This window comes from Enterobacter sp. Crenshaw (assembly GCF_024734705.1).
Lineage (GTDB): Bacteria > Pseudomonadota > Gammaproteobacteria > Enterobacterales > Enterobacteriaceae > Enterobacter > Enterobacter asburiae_B.
In genome coordinates, this window is the sequence record NZ_CP102932.1 from 4,217,436 (window position 1) to 4,230,650 (window position 13,215).

Sequence of the window (13,215 nt, forward strand, 5' to 3'; positions counted from 1 at the left end):
GACCTGATTAACCCAGGCTGATCTGCACGTCTACACCGGCAGCCAGATCCAGACGCATCAGAGCATCAACGGTTTTCTCAGTTGGCTCAACGATGTCAACCAGACGCTTGTGAGTGCGGATTTCGTACTGATCACGCGCGTCTTTGTTGACGTGCGGAGAGATCAGAACGGTGAAGCGCTCTTTGCGGGTCGGCAGCGGGATCGGACCACGGACTTGCGCACCAGTGCGCTTAGCAGTCTCGACGATTTCCGCGGTTGATTGATCGATCAGACGATGATCAAACGCTTTAAGGCGGATACGGATTCTTTGGTTCTGCATGAGACCAGAGCTCCAATTATTTTATAAACGAAAATGATTACTCCTCAAACCCATTACGATTGATGGGAGAGTGTAACCGTTCTTACGTAGCTCCCCAATTGGGAGCATTGTTGAGTAACAAAATGAGCTACTCTGGTTCTGATTGAACCCGCCGTCAATTACGACAAGCCCGCGCATTATACGTAAATCTGGACAAGACGCAAGTGCCGTTTAGAAATTAAGCGCCAGTGGCGGAGGATGCGTTAAGGTGCGCAACATTTTATGCAATGTAATCCGTTCTCGTTTCTTTGTCTGGAACCCCTACGCAAGTGTCGATTTCGTAGATTGCCGGCCAGGTCGATTATAACGAGTATGCGCTCAAACCCCTTTGAGGCCTTTGCCATGTTAACCACCCTCCCCTTTTTGCTGATCTATTTTTCGCTGACTACCTTTCTCGTCCGTGCAGATATTCGCTACGGACTGCTTCCCGATAAATTTCTCTGCCCGTTGCTATGGGCGGGCCTGCTCTTTCAGCTCTGTGTCCAACCTGATTTTCTGCCGAGTGCAGTGGTGGGAGCGATGGCTGGATATGTCGGCTTTGCCGTTATTTACTGGGGATATCGGTTTATCTGCCGGCGTGAAGGGATGGGATACGGCGATGTAAAATACCTGGCGGCGCTTGGCGCGTGGCATGGCTGGTGCATGCTGCCTACACTGGCGTTACTCGCTGCGCTTATGGCGCTACTTAGCATTCTTGTGTTTTCGTTACTCACCGGCGATAAGGGAGCATTAAAAAACCCACTGCCTTTTGGGCCATTTCTGGCAGCAGCGGGTTTATGCGTAGGCTGGAAGACGGTGGTTACTCTTCCACTTTAATCTGCGACTGAAGGTAGTTCTGCAGACCGATTTTAGCAATCAGATCCAGCTCCGTTTCCAGCCAGTCAATATGGCCTTCTTCATCGGCCAGGATCTGGATCATCATATCGCGACTGACGTAGTCATGTACGCTGTCGGCATAGGCAATGGCTTCACGGAGATCTTTGGCACCTTCAAGTTCCAGCCTGAGGTCGGAACGCAGCATCTCTTCGACATCTTCTCCGATGCCCAGCTTTCCGAGATCCTGCAGGTTTGGAATACCTTCAAGGAATAAAATACGCTCGATATATTTATCAGCGTGCTTCATTTCATCGATCGATTCATGGTACTCAACGTCGTTCAGACGTTTAAGCCCCCAGTTTTTGAACATTCTTGCGTGAAGAAAGTACTGGTTAATTGCGACAAGCTCATTTCCCAATAATTTATTGAGATAACTTATGATTTTAACATCACCTTTCATTATATAGTCCCTCCGCTTCCACTCATTGAAGCGTAGATCGGGCTACAGGGATGTCAAAAAAAAGATGGGCGCTTACGCGATCTCTTTGTATTCCGGGATCTGCATCAATTCGTCCTGCATGATCTCTCGCGCAGCACGTACACATTTACCGCATTGATTTCCCACCGGAACAAATTTGCGTAGCTGCTGAAATGACTGAGGCTGAAACTGGCGAACGGCCTGACGTATTTTCTTGTCGCTTACACCATTACATAAACAAACGTACATAGAGACTCCCGTTCAAATTATGCGCAAAGTGTAAGTGAGAATGGTTATGATTACAATAGCACAAACGCCACAATACGGGGCGGGAGCAGGCAAAAAATGCGAAATTTTGTGATAGTAACTGAGCGGCAGAAAACAAAAAAGGACGCCGAAGCGTCCTTTTTTATTCGGGGATAATTAATTAGCCCAGAACTTTAGCAACAACGCCCGCGCCAACGGTACGGCCGCCTTCACGGATTGCGAAACGCAGACCGTCGTCCATCGCGATTGGGTGGATCAGAGTCACAACCATCTTGATGTTGTCGCCTGGCATTACCATCTCAACGCCTTCTGGCAGTTCGATGGTACCGGTCACGTCAGTTGTACGGAAGTAGAACTGTGGACGGTAGCCTTTGAAGAACGGAGTATGACGGCCGCCTTCGTCTTTGGACAGGATGTATACTTCAGATTCGAACTTGGTGTGTGGCTTGATTGAGCCTGGCTTCGCCAGAACCTGACCACGTTCGATTTCTTCACGTTTGATACCACGCAGCAGAACACCAACGTTCTCACCAGCACGGCCTTCGTCCAGCAGTTTGCGGAACATTTCAACGCCAGTACAGGTAGACTTAGCAGTCTCTTTGATACCAACGATTTCAACTTCTTCACCAACTTTGATGATACCGCGCTCTACACGACCGGTAACAACGGTACCACGACCGGAGATGGAGAATACGTCTTCGATTGGCAGCAGGAACGGCTTGTCAATCGCACGCTCTGGTTCTGGGATGTAAGAATCCAGGAAGCCAGCCAGTTCGATGATTTTAGCTTCCCACTCAGCTTCGCCTTCCAGCGCTTTCAGAGCAGAACCACGAACGATTGGAGTATCGTCGCCTGGGAAATCGTACTGAGACAGCAGTTCACGAACTTCCATCTCTACCAGTTCCAGCAGCTCTTCGTCATCAACCATGTCGCATTTGTTCAGGAACACGATGATGAAAGGAACGCCTACCTGACGACCCAGCAGGATGTGCTCACGAGTCTGAGGCATTGGGCCGTCAGTCGCAGCAACAACCAGGATCGCGCCGTCCATCTGCGCAGCACCGGTGATCATGTTTTTAACATAGTCGGCGTGGCCTGGGCAGTCTACGTGTGCGTAGTGGCGAGTCGGGGTGTCATATTCAACGTGGGAAGTGTTGATGGTGATACCACGAGCTTTTTCTTCTGGTGCGTTATCGATCTGGTCGAATGCACGAGCAGAACCACCGTAGGTTTTAGCCAGAACGGTAGTGATTGCAGCAGTCAGGGTAGTTTTACCATGGTCAACGTGGCCGATAGTACCAACGTTGACGTGCGGTTTTGTACGTTCAAATTTTTCTTTAGACACGGCTATATTCCTTACTATAGTGCTCTCCCCTGTGGAGAGAGCACGGGACTTAGGTTTTAATCCTGTGGATTACTTACCACGGGCTTCAATAACGGCCTGAGCAACGTTGTTAGGCGCATCATCATACTTCAGGAATTCCATGGTGTATGATGCACGACCTTTGGTCAGAGAACGCAGCTGAGTTGCATATCCGAACATTTCAGACAGCGGAACTTCAGCGTGGATCTTAACGCCAGTTACTTCGGATTCCTGACCACGCAGCATACCGCGACGACGGCTCAAGTCACCGATAACGTCACCGGTGTTCTCTTCAGGAGTTTCTACTTCAACCTTCATGATTGGCTCAAGCAGAACTGGTTTTGCTTTCTTAAAGCCTTCTTTAAAGGCAATAGACGCAGCCAGTTTAAACGCCAGTTCAGAGGAGTCAACGTCGTGGTAAGAACCGAAGTGCAGACGAACACCCATGTCAACAACCGGATAGCCAGCCAGAGGGCCCGCTTTCAGCTGTTCCTGGATGCCTTTATCAACGGCTGGGATGTATTCGCCAGGAATTACACCACCTTTAATGTCGTTGATGAACTCGTAACCTTTCGGGTTAGAGCCCGGCTCCAGTGGGTACATGTCGATCACAACGTGACCGTACTGACCGCGACCACCAGACTGCTTAGCGTGTTTACCTTCAACATCGGTAACTTTCGCGCGAATCGCTTCGCGGTAAGCAACCTGAGGTTTACCCACGTTCGCTTCAACGTTGAATTCACGCTTCATACGGTCAACGATGATGTCCAGGTGCAGTTCACCCATACCAGCGATGATGGTCTGGTTAGATTCTTCATCAGTCCATACGCGGAATGATGGGTCTTCTTTTGCCAGACGGCCCAGAGCCAGACCCATTTTTTCCTGGTCAGCTTTGGTTTTTGGTTCAACTGCGATGGAGATTACCGGCTCAGGGAATTCCATACGCTCCAGAATGATCGGGTGATCCGGGTCACACAGGGTGTCACCAGTGGTCACGTCTTTCAGACCGATAGCTGCAGCGATGTCGCCCGCACGAACTTCTTTGATCTCTTCACGTTTGTTAGCGTGCATCTGTACGATACGGCCAAAACGTTCACGCGCCGCTTTCACGGAGTTCAGGATGGTGTCACCGGAGTTAACCACACCAGAGTAAACGCGGAAGAAGGTCAGGTTACCCACGAATGGGTCGGTAGCAATTTTGAACGCCAGTGCAGAGAATGGCTCTTCGTCGCTTGCGTGACGCTCAGCCGGAGTATCTTTACCGTCGTCCAGGATGCCGTTGATCGCAGGAACGTCAACTGGGGATGGCAGGTAGTCAACTACCGCATCCAGCATCGCCTGAACACCTTTGTTCTTGAACGCAGAACCACAGGTTACCAGGATGATTTCGTTGTTCAGAACGCGCTGACGCAGAGCTTTTTTGATCTCTTCTTCAGTCAGTTCTTCACCACCCAGGTATTTCTCCATCAGCTCTTCAGAAGCTTCAGCAGCGGATTCGATCAGGTTCTGGTGCCATTCGTCAGCCAGGTCCTGCATTGCAGCTGGGATATCTTCGTATTCGAAGGTAACGCCCTGGTCTGCATCGTTCCAGTTGATGGCTTTCATTTTCACCAGGTCGATAACGCCGGTGAAGCCTTCTTCAGCACCAATTGCCAGCTGCAGCGGAACAGGGTTCGCGCCCAGACGGGTTTTGATCTGGCCAACAACTTTCAGGAAGTTAGCACCCATACGGTCCATTTTGTTAACGAACGCGATGCGTGGAACTTTATATTTGTTCGCCTGACGCCATACGGTTTCAGACTGTGGCTGAACACCACCAACTGCGCAATAAACCATTACCGCGCCGTCAAGAACACGCATGGAACGTTCTACTTCGATGGTGAAGTCAACGTGCCCTGGGGTGTCGATGATGTTTACGCGATGCGGTTCGTACTGCTTAGCCATACCTGACCAGAATGCAGTAGTCGCTGCGGAGGTGATAGTGATACCACGCTCCTGCTCCTGTTCCATCCAGTCCATGGTGGCTGCGCCGTCATGAACTTCACCGATTTTATGGTTTACACCGGTGTAGAACAGAATACGTTCGGTAGTAGTGGTTTTACCGGCGTCGATGTGCGCACTGATACCGATGTTACGGTAGCGTGCGATGGGTGTTGTACGAGCCATTTGATTCCTCGTTTATATCTTTAGGCGTTCAGTTAAGTTACCCAGAGCGGGCGGCTTCTCTGAAGCGCCCGCCTGGTGACTAATACTCCGAAGGGATTACCAACGGTAGTGTGCGAACGCCTTGTTGGCTTCTGCCATACGGTGAACGTCTTCACGTTTCTTAACTGCAGTACCTTTGTTGTCTGCAGCATCAGAAAGTTCGTTCGCCAGACGCAGAGCCATGGATTTATCACCGCGTTTACGAGCAGCTTCAACGATCCAACGCATTGCCAGAGCATTACGACGAACCGGACGAACTTCAACTGGAACCTGATAAGTAGAACCACCAACGCGGCGGGACTTAACTTCTACGGTTGGGCGAACGTTGTCGAGAGCGACTTCGAAAGCTTCCAGTTCATTTTTACCAGAACGCTGAGCCAGGGTCTCAAGCGCGCTGTATACGATTGCTTCTGCAGTAGATTTTTTACCATCTACCATCAGGATATTTACAAATTTTGCCAGCAGTTCTGATCCGAATTTCGGATCTGGAAGAATTTTACGCTGACCAATGACGCGACGACGTGGCATGGGAATACTCCGTTGTTAATTCAGGATTGTCCAAAACTCAAAGAGTTTAGTTTGACATTAAGATAAATCAGTTTGGCCTTACTTAACGGAGAACCATTAAGCCTTAGGACGCTTCACGCCGTACTTGGAGCGAGCCTGCTTACGGTCTTTAACACCTGAGCAGTCGAGCGCACCACGAACGGTGTGGTAACGAACACCCGGAAGGTCTTTAACACGACCGCCACGGATCAGGATCACGGAGTGTTCCTGCAGGTTGTGACCTTCACCACCGATGTAGGAAGTCACTTCGAAACCGTTAGTCAAACGCACACGGCATACTTTACGCAGTGCGGAGTTTGGTTTTTTAGGAGTGGTGGTATATACACGAGTACATACGCCACGTTTCTGCGGGCAGGCTTCCAGCGCAGGCACGTTGCTCTTTGCAACTTTGCGTGCGCGTGGTTTGCGTACCAGCTGGTTAACTGTTGCCATTAAATAGCTCCTGGTTTTAGCTTTTGCTTCGTAAACACGTAATAAAACGACCTCATACAATATGAGGACGCGAAATTTTAGGGCTACGTCGAAAAGGTGTCAAGAAATATACAGCGATCTCAAATCACCAGTTCATTTGACTGGCGTGCGTCACAGTAAGATTGACGAAATCAGTATAGCCAACCACGTCAATTTTGGCTGAAATTTGACCAGAAAGACCCCGCGCATCCAGATCGTCCTTCAGCGCAGAGACTGTTATGGGGGCATTCGTGAGAATTTCAACGAAACGACTGCCGTCCAGTGCGGCAAGCACACCATCCTGAATCAGCAGCAGGTCATCACCTTCGCGCAGCATACTCAGTAACGCGTCGATATCACATTGCCACGGTGAATGGCTCAGAGTATGGAGCATGTCAGCCTCAGAAAGTCAGAACGGTGTCGTAGTGGGAAAGGTGTTCGCGCAATGCAGCAGAAGACAAGACTGTCACATCCAGCACGAAAGGCGTTGCCTCGTTTAGGCCGCGCGCAGCCAGGGAGTCGGCACAGACATAGAAGGTTTCGATATCGTAAAGCGGTAACACTTTGAACGTCGCGATGTAATCACGCGCCAGAATGGCCTGAGGCTGTTGCCCCGCCAGAAGCTGAAATACGCCGTCGCCCAAAAAGAAGACACCGATATCTTCGGTCAATGCTGAGGTCGCGAGCAGCGCATCCAGCCCTTCTCTGCCGGACGCATTGCCGTGCGGTGCGGAGGAAAAAACAAACGCGACACGCTTCATCAGAATTGCACCACTCTGTCGCAGGTTAATGCCGCCTGTGCCAGTGCACCCAGGCCACTCAACGAAAAGCCGGGCTGCAGGTTAGAACCCGATAAACCAAGACGTGCGGCTTCGGTTGCATCGGTCACCCCGCGGCGCAGTGCCGCCGCCACGCAGATGTGCAGTTCTACGCCCTGCTTTTCGTTTAATGCCTGCCAGGCGCGCACCAGATCGAATTCGTCGCTCGCCGGTGACGTAAACTGATTCGCGTTATACACCCCTTCCCGATAGAAGAAGACGCTCGCTAGCTCATGTCCGGCCGCCAGTAGCGCATGCGCAAACTGCAGCGCGCTGCTGGCCTGCTGAGTGCCGTACGCCGGGCCTGTCACCATTAACGCAAAACGCATTACTTGTCTTGTCCCTGGAAATCGCCGCTTTTGAACTGGCGAATATAGAGGTAGACCGTGTGCTTGGAGATGTTCAGACGATCGGCCACCTGGTTGATGGCGTCTTTAATATCAAAAATCCCTTTTTCGTAGAGATTAAGCACGATCTGGCGATTCTTGGCGTTGTTCGAGACGTTGCGATCGGCATTCACCTCTTCAATCGTAAACTCAAGCGTCTGCGTCACCAGATCTTCAACGGAGGAGGCAAAGTTAACAGAAGAGCCAACGTCCGGCGTTTCTGGTGGAATAAAGGTGCTCATAATTTGCGAGAATGGCACATCAAGGTTCATGTTGATGCACAGCAGCCCAATAACACGATGCTCGCGGTTTCGAATCGCGATGGTTTCTGATTTCATCAGCACGCCGCTTTTGGCGCGGGTGAAATAGCATTTTGAGACGCTGCTGTCCGCGCCGGTCATGTCATGCAGCATACGCAATGCAAGGTCGGTAATTGGCGAACCAATTTTACGGCCAGTATGCTCACCATTCGCAATGCGGATGGCGGAACACTTCAGATCTTGCAGGGAGTGCAATACGATTTCGCAGTGGGAGCCAATGAGCATCGCTAACCCGTCCACTACCGCTTCGTAGGATTTCAGAATATCGAAGTCGGTCTGATCGAAAGGACGTTGATCCAGCAAATCAAGTTCACTGGTTTCGTTGGTTAAAAGCGACCTGGACATGAAAAAAACACTCCTTTTCAGGAGCCTGTCGTTAGGTTTTCAGGGCAGGCTCATTATCTACACGGACAACTAAATTAATACAGCGTGCGTAGCGCTTTCCAGTGTTAATTATATCTGCCCCACAATAAAAAAACCGCCGCCTGAAAGGCGGCGGTTTTTTTCAACATTACTTCTTAGCAGCAGCGGCTTTATCGTCAGCCGGTGCGTCTGCTTTCGCATCCGCTTTCGGTGCCGGTTTGATATCCAGCAGCTCTACGTCAAAGACCAGCGTAGAGTTGGCAGGGATACCCGGAACGCCGGTTTTGCCATAGGCCAGATCCGGTGGGATAACCATCTTGATCTTGCCGCCTTTCTTGATGTTTTTCAGGCCTTCAGTCCAGCCAGGGATCACACCATCCAGACGGAAGGAGAGCGGCTCACCGCGGGTGTAAGAGTTATCGAACTCTTTACCGTCGATCAGCGTACCTTTGTAGTTCACAACAACGGTGTCGCTGTCTTTAGGCGCATCGCCGGTGCCTTCTTTCTCAACTTTGTACACCAGGCCGGTAGAAGAGGTTTTCACACCTTTCTCTTTGGCAAAGGTATCGCGGTAGGCTTTGCCTTTCGCTTCGTTGTCTTTAGCGTCCGCGTCCATCTTGGTCTGCGCGGCACCCTTCACGCGCGCTTCGAACGCCTGCAGAGTCTGTTCAATTTCCTGGTCAGACAGCTTGCTCTTATCTGCAAATGCGTCCTGAACGCCCGCGATCAGCTGAGCTTTATCCAGTTTGATGCCCAGTTTCTCTTGTTCTTTCAGAGAGTTTTCCATGTAGCGACCCAGAGATGCGCCCAGTGCGTAGGCGGATTTCTGGTCGTCATTTTTGAACGCCGCTTTGCTGTCTGCAGTGGCAGCAGGCTTCGCAGCAGTATCAGCAGCGAATGACAGCGGCGCGTTCAGCGCAACAGCCATCGTCGTCGCCAGCAGCGTTACTTTAAACAGTGATTTCATCCATATCTCCAGGGCCTGGGGACTCTCACCCCAGCGTTAAACGTAAATGAGTTACGTACTATAAAACGTTGCGGAAGAAATCTACAGACAGACACTTCCAATTCTCGCCACTTTTCAGACTATTTTTGTTTAAATAAGTTTCCTGCCAAGGGGATGCGGACTGTACTTAAGGATAAACTCAGTTAAACTGCGCCGCCGCAGGGCCATTATGGCGAATCTGAAATAAACGAGGTGAATGATGAAGGATACAGCAATAGAAGCGAGAATGGCTGAGCTGGAAAGCCGCCTGGCTTTTCAGGACATCACCATCGAAGAGCTAAACCAGACCGTGACCGCACATGAGCTCGAAATGGCAAAACTGCGGGATCATATGCGCCTGCTGACGGAAAAGCTGAAGGCTACACAGCCGTCAAACATTGCCTCTCAGTCAGAAGAGACGCCACCTCCTCATTATTGAGGCGTAAAAAAAGCGGGATTATTATCCCGCTTTTTTATTTTCCGCATGACGGAATTAGTGGCAACCGCAGCCGCCGTTACCGCAACCACCTTTACCGTGGTCGTGACCATGGTCGTGATCGTGGCCGTGACCACCGCAGCAGCCGTCGTGGCCGTGATCGTGGTCATGGTCGTGACCGTGCGCACCGTGAACGTGGCCATGAGCCAGCTCTTCTTCGGTCGCTTCACGGATCGCAACAACTTCTACGTTGAACTTCAGGTTCTGGCCAGCCAGCATGTGGTTACCGTCAACCACGACGTGGTCATCTTCCACTTCGGTGATTTCAACAGGAACCGGGCCCTGGTCAGTTTCAGCCAGGAAGCGCATGCCAACCTGCAGTTCGTCAACGCCCATGAACACGTCTTTAGGAACGCGCTGAACCAGGTTGTCGTCATACTGACCGTAAGCGTCGTTCGCGCCTACAGCAACGTCAAATTTGTCGCCAACTTCATGACCTTCCAGCGCGGTTTCCAGGCCAGAAATCAGGGAGCCGTGACCATGCAGGTAGTCAAGCGGCGCACTCACCGGAGACTCATCAACCAACACACCGTCTTCTGTACGTACCTGATAGGCCAGGCTGACCACCAGGTCTTTTGCTACTTTCATGATATCTCCTGAGCGTGGGAAAATTGCTGGCGCAGATTGTAGCGGAAATCTGCACCCGTGTACCCTTTAGCTTAAAAAAACTCAGGGCATATCGCTAGTCCGGATGAAAAATCCCGATAACTTGCTCTTCTTTGCGAACGTGATCGCGGGCCTCTTTATCGGCCTCACGCATCTGGTGACCGCACTTAACACACTCAACAACATCAACATTATTTTCCCGCCACATCGCCAAGGTATCTTGCGCCTGGCAGGTCGGGCATTTTGCACCCGCGATAAAGCGTTTACGTACAGCCATCTTTCGTTACCCTTTATTCAAATTCATCCCAGCCATCAAGCTGGCGTCGTTCCTGTTGCATCTCTCGCTGGAAGATCTCCTCCAGCTCGCGACGCGCTTCCCGCACGCGGGAGATCTGCGCCGTATCGGTATGTACCGGCATAAGCTCGCGCAGCATCCGCATATCCAGCCGGCGGAAGTGCATCTGGGCGCGCTGCGCCTGATGCGGATGCATGCCGAGCGAGATCAGCGCCTTACGGCCCAGCTCCAGCGCACTGGAGAACGTCTCACGGGAGAAGTGTTTCACACCCGCCTGCAACAATTCGTGAGCTTCAACACGTCCCCGCGCACGCGCCAGAATATGCAGATGCGGGAAATGCTGCTGGCACAGATCCACCAGCTTCATCGTGTCTTCCGGATCATTACAGGTAATCACGATGGACTCTGCCGCTTCCGCCCCCGCCGAGCGCAGCAGCTCGAGCTGGGTCGCATCGCCGTAGTAAACCTTGTAGCCATATTTACGCATCAGGTTGACCGCGCTGATATCCCGCTCCAGTACCGTAATGCGCATTTTGTTCGCCATCAGCAGGCGTCCAATCACCTGTCCAAAACGGCCAAAGCCCACCACAATCACCTGCGGCTTGTCGTCTTCCACCCACGGCGCTTCGTCTTCATCGTCATTTGGGTTCAGGCGGCGCGACAGCAGTTTATCCACCATCTTCATCAGCAGCGGCGTGGTCATCATAGACAGCGTGACCGTCACCAGCAAAAGCGCCATCTGATCGTCTTTAAACAGCTTCTGGGAGGATGCGGTCGAGAACAGCACAAACGCGAACTCGCCTCCCTGGCTTAACACGCTGGCAAACTGCATGCGTTCCGAACTGCGCAGCCCGTAGATACGTGACATCACGTACAGCACCAGCATCTTCACCGCGACCAGAATGGCGACGCTCACTATCACCCACAGCAGATGGGTATAGAGGACGCCAAGGTTAAGCGCCATCCCCACCGAAATAAAGAACAGGCCTAGCAGCAGCCCTTTGAAGGGATCGATGGCAATTTCCAGTTCGTGCCGATACTCGCTCTCCGCCAGCAGCACCCCGGCGATAAAGGTCCCGAGCGCCATCGACAGCCCCAGCGCGTCCATAAACAACGCCGATCCCAGCACCAGCAGCAGCGTCGCGGCGGTAAACACCTCGCGAACGCCAGACGCGGCAATAAAGCGGAACACGGGGCGTAACAGGAAACGACCACCAATCAGCATGCCCGCGAAGGCCAGCACCTTCATGGCGATTTTAGCCCAGTCGAAGTGATCGTCCCCGGACCCCGCCAGCAGCGGCACCAGCGCCAGCGCCGGGATCACCGCCAAATCCTGGAACAGCAGCACCGAAAAGCCAAGCTGACCGGCTTCGTTGCGATTCATCCCTTTATCGCGCATCAGCTGCAGCGCCATCGCCGTCGACGACATCGCAAGGCCTATCCCGCCAATCACCGCCGCCTGCCATGAAAAGTGGGTCAGCATTAACAGGCCGCCCAGGATCGCGGCGCTGAACAACACCTGCGCGGCGCCCACGCCAAAGATAGAGCGCCGGAGTTGCCACAATTTCGAAGGATTCAGCTCCAGGCCGATGATGAACATCAGGAACACCACGCCCAGCTCGGAGAAATGGAGGATCTCATCTACATCGCTGATGAATCCCAGCCCCCAGGGCCCAATCGCGATCCCCGCCAGCAGATACCCCAGCACCGCACCGATACCAATGCGTGCAGCAAGCGGCACCGCGACGACGGCCGCAAATAAAAACAGCACCCCGGCAAGGAGTAAATTCGATCCTTCCATTAACGACCTCCTGCCGGAATGGGCGACGCCAGCCATTCACCGTAGGCTCTGGCGTGGCTTGCCAGCTCTTTCGGATCCTGACGCCGCGCCCAGTAGACAATAATCGGGCTCATCCAGTGCATACGGCACATGGCCGCCGTCAGTTCGAATGGCCTGAGGATATCGCTCATCGGATAGCGGTTCAGCCCGTCGTGACGGTAAGCGCTTTCGGGTTCACCGGTCGTAATCACACTACGCCAGTACTTTCCCGCCAGCTGGTTGCCCCCCACCCCGCTGGAGAAGCCCCGGCTCAGCACGCGGTCCAGCCACTCTTTCAGCAGCGCCGGACAGCTATAGGTATAAAGCGGATGCTGGAACACAATCACGTCATGCTGACGCAGCAGCTCCTGCTCGTAAGGGATATCAATAAAGAAATCAGGATAGTGCGCGTAGAGATCGTGCACCGTTACGTTACTAAGCTGTGTGGCCGGCTTAAGCAGCACCCGGTTTGCCACCGAGTCCTGAGATTCCGGATGGGCATACAGCAGCAGCACTTTTGCTGTCTGAGACATCATTCCCCTCCCGGTCTTGTTTCTGTTTTTGTGTATCGTCGCTGTTTTGGGCTACCATGGCGGCCCGGTGCGGAAAATGGCCCACACCTT

At 52.4% G+C, this 13,215-nt stretch carries 18 protein-coding genes; 2 read left to right on the forward strand and 16 right to left on the reverse strand.

Annotated elements, in window-relative coordinates; all coding sequences use genetic code 11:
• Nucleotides 1-7: 7 nt before the first annotated feature.
• On the reverse strand, nucleotides 8-319 hold the full coding sequence (gene rpsJ / locus NWV12_RS20150; RefSeq protein WP_001181005.1) for a 30S ribosomal protein S10: 312 nt from the start codon (nucleotides 317-319) through the stop codon (nucleotides 8-10).
• A gap of 381 nt (nucleotides 320-700) precedes the next feature.
• On the opposite strand from rpsJ, the gene NWV12_RS20155 reads away from it, so the two are divergent.
• Nucleotides 701-1,174 carry an A24 family peptidase gene (locus tag NWV12_RS20155; protein ID WP_048979825.1) on the forward strand — a complete coding sequence of 158 codons (474 nt, stop codon included), beginning with the start codon at nucleotides 701-703 and terminating at the stop codon, nucleotides 1,172-1,174.
• Here NWV12_RS20155 and bfr read toward each other — a convergent pair.
• From bfr to fkpA, 11 genes are all read right to left on the reverse strand, one after another.
• The gene (gene bfr / locus NWV12_RS20160; RefSeq protein WP_008503492.1) at nucleotides 1,158-1,634 is read right to left on the reverse strand and encodes a bacterioferritin; all 477 of its coding nucleotides are present in this window, start codon (nucleotides 1,632-1,634) and stop codon (nucleotides 1,158-1,160) included. The two genes, NWV12_RS20155 and bfr, sit on opposite strands and share 17 nt — an antisense overlap.
• Before the next feature lie 72 nt (nucleotides 1,635-1,706).
• On the reverse strand, nucleotides 1,707-1,901 hold the full coding sequence (gene bfd, locus NWV12_RS20165) for a bacterioferritin-associated ferredoxin (protein ID WP_008503493.1): 195 nt from the start codon (nucleotides 1,899-1,901) through the stop codon (nucleotides 1,707-1,709).
• Nucleotides 1,902-2,079: 178 nt separating this feature from the next.
• Nucleotides 2,080-3,264, reverse strand: coding sequence for an elongation factor Tu (gene tuf / locus NWV12_RS20170; protein ID WP_014068448.1), 1,185 nt, complete (start codon nucleotides 3,262-3,264; stop codon nucleotides 2,080-2,082).
• Nucleotides 3,265-3,333: 69 nt separating this feature from the next.
• Nucleotides 3,334-5,448, reverse strand: a complete 2,115-nt coding sequence (fusA, locus tag NWV12_RS20175; RefSeq protein WP_033146789.1) for an elongation factor G — start codon at nucleotides 5,446-5,448, stop codon at nucleotides 3,334-3,336.
• Between the two features lie 96 nt (nucleotides 5,449-5,544).
• A complete protein-coding gene (gene rpsG / locus NWV12_RS20180) occupies nucleotides 5,545-6,015 on the reverse strand; it encodes a 30S ribosomal protein S7 (RefSeq protein WP_004106370.1) in 471 nt (156 codons plus the stop codon).
• A gap of 96 nt (nucleotides 6,016-6,111) precedes the next feature.
• Complete coding sequence (gene rpsL / locus NWV12_RS20185) at nucleotides 6,112-6,486, reverse strand: 30S ribosomal protein S12 (RefSeq protein ID WP_000246815.1); 375 nt, start codon at nucleotides 6,484-6,486, stop codon at nucleotides 6,112-6,114.
• A 124-nt stretch (nucleotides 6,487-6,610) separates the two neighbouring features.
• Nucleotides 6,611-6,898 carry a sulfurtransferase complex subunit TusB gene (tusB, locus tag NWV12_RS20190; RefSeq protein WP_033146790.1) on the reverse strand — a complete coding sequence of 96 codons (288 nt, stop codon included), beginning with the start codon at nucleotides 6,896-6,898 and terminating at the stop codon, nucleotides 6,611-6,613.
• Between the two features lie 7 nt (nucleotides 6,899-6,905).
• A complete protein-coding gene (gene tusC, locus NWV12_RS20195) occupies nucleotides 6,906-7,265 on the reverse strand; it encodes a sulfurtransferase complex subunit TusC (RefSeq protein ID WP_033146791.1) in 360 nt (119 codons plus the stop codon).
• Nucleotides 7,265-7,651 carry a sulfurtransferase complex subunit TusD gene (gene tusD, locus NWV12_RS20200; protein ID WP_033146792.1) on the reverse strand — a complete coding sequence of 129 codons (387 nt, stop codon included), beginning with the start codon at nucleotides 7,649-7,651 and terminating at the stop codon, nucleotides 7,265-7,267. The genes tusC and tusD overlap by 1 nt, the downstream gene beginning before the upstream one ends.
• Nucleotides 7,651-8,373 (reverse strand): transcriptional regulator, encoded by a 723-nt coding sequence (locus tag NWV12_RS20205; protein WP_014171909.1) that lies wholly within the window; start codon nucleotides 8,371-8,373, stop codon nucleotides 7,651-7,653. Before NWV12_RS20205 ends, tusD begins: the two co-directional genes overlap by 1 nt.
• A gap of 166 nt (nucleotides 8,374-8,539) precedes the next feature.
• Complete coding sequence (gene fkpA, locus NWV12_RS20210; protein ID WP_023309460.1) at nucleotides 8,540-9,358, reverse strand: FKBP-type peptidyl-prolyl cis-trans isomerase; 819 nt, start codon at nucleotides 9,356-9,358, stop codon at nucleotides 8,540-8,542.
• A 238-nt stretch (nucleotides 9,359-9,596) separates the two neighbouring features.
• Between fkpA and NWV12_RS20215 the strand changes: the two genes are divergently transcribed.
• Complete coding sequence (locus tag NWV12_RS20215) at nucleotides 9,597-9,815, forward strand: protein SlyX (protein WP_023309461.1); 219 nt, start codon at nucleotides 9,597-9,599, stop codon at nucleotides 9,813-9,815.
• 54 nt (nucleotides 9,816-9,869) lie between these two features.
• Here the strand turns inward: NWV12_RS20215 and slyD are convergent, their stop codons facing one another.
• The 4 genes from slyD to kefG all read right to left on the reverse strand — a co-directional run bounded on the left by slyD (nucleotide 9,870) and on the right by kefG (nucleotide 13,128).
• Nucleotides 9,870-10,460 carry a peptidylprolyl isomerase gene (slyD, locus tag NWV12_RS20220; protein WP_014885491.1) on the reverse strand — a complete coding sequence of 197 codons (591 nt, stop codon included), beginning with the start codon at nucleotides 10,458-10,460 and terminating at the stop codon, nucleotides 9,870-9,872.
• 94 nt (nucleotides 10,461-10,554) lie between these two features.
• The gene (locus NWV12_RS20225; protein ID WP_033146793.1) at nucleotides 10,555-10,755 is read right to left on the reverse strand and encodes a YheV family putative zinc ribbon protein; all 201 of its coding nucleotides are present in this window, start codon (nucleotides 10,753-10,755) and stop codon (nucleotides 10,555-10,557) included.
• Between the two features lie 13 nt (nucleotides 10,756-10,768).
• Nucleotides 10,769-12,574: a glutathione-regulated potassium-efflux system protein KefB gene (gene kefB, locus NWV12_RS20230; RefSeq protein ID WP_048981423.1), complete on the reverse strand. Its 1,806-nt coding sequence runs from the start codon at nucleotides 12,572-12,574 to the stop codon at nucleotides 10,769-10,771.
• A complete protein-coding gene (gene kefG / locus NWV12_RS20235; protein WP_021242220.1) occupies nucleotides 12,574-13,128 on the reverse strand; it encodes a glutathione-regulated potassium-efflux system ancillary protein KefG in 555 nt (184 codons plus the stop codon). The genes kefB and kefG overlap by 1 nt, the downstream gene beginning before the upstream one ends.
• Between the last annotated feature and the right edge of the window lie 87 nt (nucleotides 13,129-13,215).

What these genes read in the sequence shown, in the direction of transcription:
- rpsJ (WP_001181005.1), bottom strand. Translation starts at nt 319, where the DNA reads ATGCAGAACCAAAGAATCCGTATCCGCCTTAAAGCGTTTGATCATCGT.
- NWV12_RS20155 (WP_048979825.1), top strand. Translation starts at nt 701, where the DNA reads ATGTTAACCACCCTCCCCTTTTTGCTGATCTATTTTTCGCTGACTACC.
- bfr (WP_008503492.1), bottom strand. Translation starts at nt 1,634, where the DNA reads ATGAAAGGTGATGTTAAAATCATAAGTTATCTCAATAAATTATTGGGA.
- bfd (WP_008503493.1), bottom strand. Translation starts at nt 1,901, where the DNA reads ATGTACGTTTGTTTATGTAATGGTGTAAGCGACAAGAAAATACGTCAG.
- fusA (WP_033146789.1), bottom strand. Translation starts at nt 5,448, where the DNA reads ATGGCTCGTACAACACCCATCGCACGCTACCGTAACATCGGTATCAGT.
- rpsG (WP_004106370.1), bottom strand. Translation starts at nt 6,015, where the DNA reads ATGCCACGTCGTCGCGTCATTGGTCAGCGTAAAATTCTTCCAGATCCG.
- rpsL (WP_000246815.1), bottom strand. Translation starts at nt 6,486, where the DNA reads ATGGCAACAGTTAACCAGCTGGTACGCAAACCACGCGCACGCAAAGTT.
- tusB (WP_033146790.1), bottom strand. Translation starts at nt 6,898, where the DNA reads ATGCTCCATACTCTGAGCCATTCACCGTGGCAATGTGATATCGACGCG.
- tusC (WP_033146791.1), bottom strand. Translation starts at nt 7,265, where the DNA reads ATGAAGCGTGTCGCGTTTGTTTTTTCCTCCGCACCGCACGGCAATGCG.
- tusD (WP_033146792.1), bottom strand. Translation starts at nt 7,651, where the DNA reads ATGCGTTTTGCGTTAATGGTGACAGGCCCGGCGTACGGCACTCAGCAG.
- NWV12_RS20205 (WP_014171909.1), bottom strand. Translation starts at nt 8,373, where the DNA reads ATGTCCAGGTCGCTTTTAACCAACGAAACCAGTGAACTTGATTTGCTG.
- fkpA (WP_023309460.1), bottom strand. Translation starts at nt 9,358, where the DNA reads ATGAAATCACTGTTTAAAGTAACGCTGCTGGCGACGACGATGGCTGTT.
- NWV12_RS20215 (WP_023309461.1), top strand. Translation starts at nt 9,597, where the DNA reads ATGAAGGATACAGCAATAGAAGCGAGAATGGCTGAGCTGGAAAGCCGC.
- slyD (WP_014885491.1), bottom strand. Translation starts at nt 10,460, where the DNA reads ATGAAAGTAGCAAAAGACCTGGTGGTCAGCCTGGCCTATCAGGTACGT.
- NWV12_RS20225 (WP_033146793.1), bottom strand. Translation starts at nt 10,755, where the DNA reads ATGGCTGTACGTAAACGCTTTATCGCGGGTGCAAAATGCCCGACCTGC.
- kefB (WP_048981423.1), bottom strand. Translation starts at nt 12,574, where the DNA reads ATGGAAGGATCGAATTTACTCCTTGCCGGGGTGCTGTTTTTATTTGCG.
- kefG (WP_021242220.1), bottom strand. Translation starts at nt 13,128, where the DNA reads ATGATGTCTCAGACAGCAAAAGTGCTGCTGCTGTATGCCCATCCGGAA.